The sequence below is a fragment of the Pleomorphochaeta sp. genome (genome assembly GCF_050031695.1).
GTDB lineage: Bacteria > Spirochaetota > Spirochaetia > Sphaerochaetales > Sphaerochaetaceae > Pleomorphochaeta.
In genome coordinates, this window is sequence record NZ_JBNAIC010000049.1 from 1 (window position 1) to 3,604 (window position 3,604).

Here is a 3,604-nt window from a genome sequence, read left to right on the forward strand (position 1 = left end):
TGCTGATGCTGGATATGATTGCAAAGAAAATTATGAATATTTAGAAAAACATAATATTAAGAGTTTTATCAAACCATCTACTTATGAACAAAACAAAAAGAGAAAGAATAAAAGTGATCCTAGTAGACGTAGTAATATGAAATATCATCAAAACATTGATGCATATGAATGTACACAAAGCAAATATATTTCAAGAAGAAAAGATCTTGAAGAAAGAAGAAGTGAAAATTCAAGAAAGAAAGGTTATATTCCAAAGTTAGAGCAGAGAATTTATCAATCCTTTAGTGGTTGTAAAACCTGTTCTGTAAGAGAAGCTTGTATGAAAACATCAGCTAATAAATTTGATTTTAAAAAATTATTTGTAGATACACAACTTGATATTTATAGAATTAATACTAAGAAAAATATTGAGAGTGATGAAGGTAAAATCATAAGAGTTAATAGAAGTATTCAAGCAGAAGGAAGCTTTGCCTTAATTAAACATAGTTTATCTTTTAGGAGATTTAAAACAAAGAGTTATGCTTCTGTAGAAACAGAGTGGTTACTGCTTAGTATGAGTGCAAATATTATTCGTTTTATGCATCGGCTAGAACAAGGACTTATTGGAACTCCTTTTGAATATCAATGTAATTCAGATATTCAAGAAATCCCAAGAGCTATTTAATAATTAATAACAAGATTTTGAATCAAAAATTCTAGGAAAAGACTTCTAGATAATATTATTATGTTTAAAACCTATGATTAATTAATGAAATTAAAGATTTAATACAAATTATACCAAAATTATAATTAAAGACTTGGATAAGAAGTCAAATGAACTGAATAAATAAAAAGAACTGCTGCTTAGCTAATCAGAAATTAACTTTTGCAACAGTCCCTTCTTTTATACATAGCTTATATTTATAAAATCTTATTATTTTATACAAATAATATTTTATTAAAAATATATATTTCTAATAAGCTCTAGATATTCATCAAATCTAGAATGTTCTAATTTTAAATTTTTCAAATCAGGTCTATCATTAACAACTAAATCAAGGAATTGATTTATATCATTTTTTATTTTATCATTAAGAGATATTTTTAATGTGGGATCTATAACATTTAAAAGCCTAAAAACATCATTTTTATGCTTTTTTATATCATGAGAATCAACCGGCTCCCCTTTTTCCTTTTTTAATTTCAAATCTAACCAAGCTTTAATTTTAAAAAGTATTAATATTTCAGTAGAAAGGATTGAACATTCAGATATCTCTTTTTGTCCTTTTTTTAATAAATCGTAATAATCATCATTTAATAATATAGCTGAAAGACTTCTTATATCATCACTAATATGGATTGGTGCTAATCCATTATCATACTCTAATTCAAAAGACAGCGGTGATCTGCTAAAAAGTTCAATCATTTTTGGAAATTCAGAATTTATAGGATCTGTAAATCTATAAAACTGTTTTTCACCTGAACTTTTTAAGCGAGTTTCATATCCACCGGCTTCTATAAATCGCCAAAACATTTTTCCAAAAGATATATCTAACACCTCAAGAAAAAGAACAATATCTAAATCTTTTGTTGCTCTAAATGGAATACCATATTCTTCCATAATAATATCGCAAGCAGTACCACCAATAAGAATATATTGATTAGTATAATCTTCAAAATAATCTTTAAACTTATCTAATCCCTTTACCATTTTTCACCTTTTAAAATATTTTCTAGTTCACTTTCAACTCTTTCATCTTTGTCATCCAATAATGAAGCATATAGAGAAATTAAATCAACATGATTATTTTTAACAAATAAGGAAGGGTCATATTTCCAAATCTCAAGTTTAACTAGATTTTTGTCCTTTATAATATCGTTATTATTTACTACCTTTATATTTAATTTATTATAATTTTTATAATAAATTGCCCTAACTTTATTCTCAAAATAATTTAACATTGATAGCTCTGACAAAGACTCTAACCCAGCAATAAATGAATTATCTGGAACCTTTTGAACATAAACAATTTTTTTTATAGGATTTATAAGATAGTTTTTACCTTTTTCAAAATAATAATTATCAACTATTCTCTTATATTCTTTACTACGTCCAGTTTTGCCACCACTATTAAAATCTATCAATTTAGCATCATATAATTCATTTAAAGCTCTTGATGCAGTAATTAATGTGAAATTCATTTTCTTTGCAAAGGATTCATTATTAATAGTAATATTTTTATTATAGATAAAAAACAAAAAAGCTAACTGAGCTGATGGAGAGAATTTTTGAATTTCTTTTTTAACTAAATTAGGAGTATTTTTTAATAACAATCCAAGAAATGGCAAAAACATTTGACCATCTTCACTAATGAATGAAATTCGCCTCTCAATTAAGGTTTTTTTTCTGTATGAAGATATTTTATTAAAGTAAAATATAAAATTTCCTTTTTTTAGATTATTTAAAATTTTTAAGTTCTTCTCAATCATATCAATACTTGGTAAATCATTTTTTACTTCAAGCAAAATACATGAAATATCAAGAATTCTTATTTCATAAAAATTATATTTTTCTTTTAAAAACATGGGAATTTTATTTATCTCATTAAAAGAAAATAATTCAAATTTATCATCAATATTATCTTTAATATTATTCTTTAAAGCTGATAACATAATAAAAAACTCCTAATATAACATTACATATCTCTAATATAACATTAGTAATGTTAGATTTCAAGTTATTTATGTTATATTAAAAAATAATATATTAAAAAACTTTTTATTTTGATACTACTATTAATTATGTATTACCAATATACTAATATAAATTATAAATTAAAGAGAAAACATAGAGCATGAAAACAATAATAGAAAACTCACTAAAATATATAAAAGACTTCTTCAAAGATGATTATAGCGGGCATGATTATTATCACTCACTAAGAGTATATAATACAGCAATAAAAATTGAAGAAGTAGAAGAAGAAAATAATCAAGCTATTGATTTAACAAGAGTTAAATTGATAGCCCTACTTCATGATGTTGATGATTATAAAATTTCCCCTAAAACTAACAAGAATTTAGATAATGCTAGATCTTTTTTAAAAGATAATAATATAGCAAATGATGAAATTGAAGCAATAATTTCAGATATTAGTAACTTATCATTTTCTAAAGGTAAATCTTCAGATTGTTTATCGATTGAAGGAAAAATAGTTCAAGATGCTGATAGATTAGAAGCACTTGGGGCTATTGGAATTGCTAGAACCTTTGCATATAGTGGCGCTAATAATAGAGCTATATATGATCCAATAGATAATAAAGACTCCGCGATTAAACACTTTTATGACAAATTATTAAAACTAGAAGATCTAATGAATACAAACTATGGAAAACAATTAGCTAAAGAAAGAACCAATTTCATGAAAGACTTTCTCAACGAATTCTATAAAGAATGGAATATTAAATAGTTAATAAAATAGGAAATTATTCTATATTAACTATTTTTATATTCTTCCTTTTTTTTCTAGATAAATTTCAATTTCTTTAAAAGCAAGTTCTAAGTGTTCTTTGTCTTTTTTTACTGCGTTTTCAGAATCTCCATTTAAAATATAATCAATAATGA

Annotated in this window: 4 protein-coding genes; 2 read left to right on the forward strand and 2 right to left on the reverse strand. The window is 24.2% G+C overall.

Going from position 1 to position 3,604, the window contains the following annotated elements:
- The coding region (locus ACPKM0_RS08865) for a transposase (RefSeq protein ID WP_472475244.1) at positions 1 to 664 on the forward strand (664 nt) is incomplete at its 5' end.
- Positions 665 to 937: 273 nt separating this feature from the next.
- On the opposite strand, the gene ACPKM0_RS08870 is transcribed toward ACPKM0_RS08865, so the two are convergent.
- Complete coding sequence (locus ACPKM0_RS08870) at positions 938 to 1,690, reverse strand: hypothetical protein (RefSeq protein WP_472475246.1); 753 nt, start codon at positions 1,688 to 1,690, stop codon at positions 938 to 940.
- A complete protein-coding gene (locus ACPKM0_RS08875; RefSeq protein ID WP_472475247.1) occupies positions 1,684 to 2,652 on the reverse strand; it encodes a hypothetical protein in 969 nt (322 codons plus the stop codon). Before ACPKM0_RS08875 ends, ACPKM0_RS08870 begins: the two co-directional genes overlap by 7 nt.
- Positions 2,653 to 2,834: 182 nt before the next feature.
- Between ACPKM0_RS08875 and ACPKM0_RS08880 the strand changes: the two genes are divergently transcribed.
- Entirely contained in the window at positions 2,835 to 3,449 is a 615-nt protein-coding gene (locus ACPKM0_RS08880; protein ID WP_472475248.1) for an HD domain-containing protein, read from the forward strand.
- The last annotated feature ends 155 nt before the right edge of the window (positions 3,450 to 3,604 follow it).

Bases quoted from the DNA above. Each gene is read 5' to 3' on its own strand.
- ACPKM0_RS08870 (WP_472475246.1), bottom strand. From the start codon at position 1,690: ATGGTAAAGGGATTAGATAAGTTTAAAGATTATTTTGAAGATTATACT.
- ACPKM0_RS08875 (WP_472475247.1), bottom strand. From the start codon at position 2,652: ATGTTATCAGCTTTAAAGAATAATATTAAAGATAATATTGATGATAAA.
- ACPKM0_RS08880 (WP_472475248.1), top strand. From the start codon at position 2,835: ATGAAAACAATAATAGAAAACTCACTAAAATATATAAAAGACTTCTTC.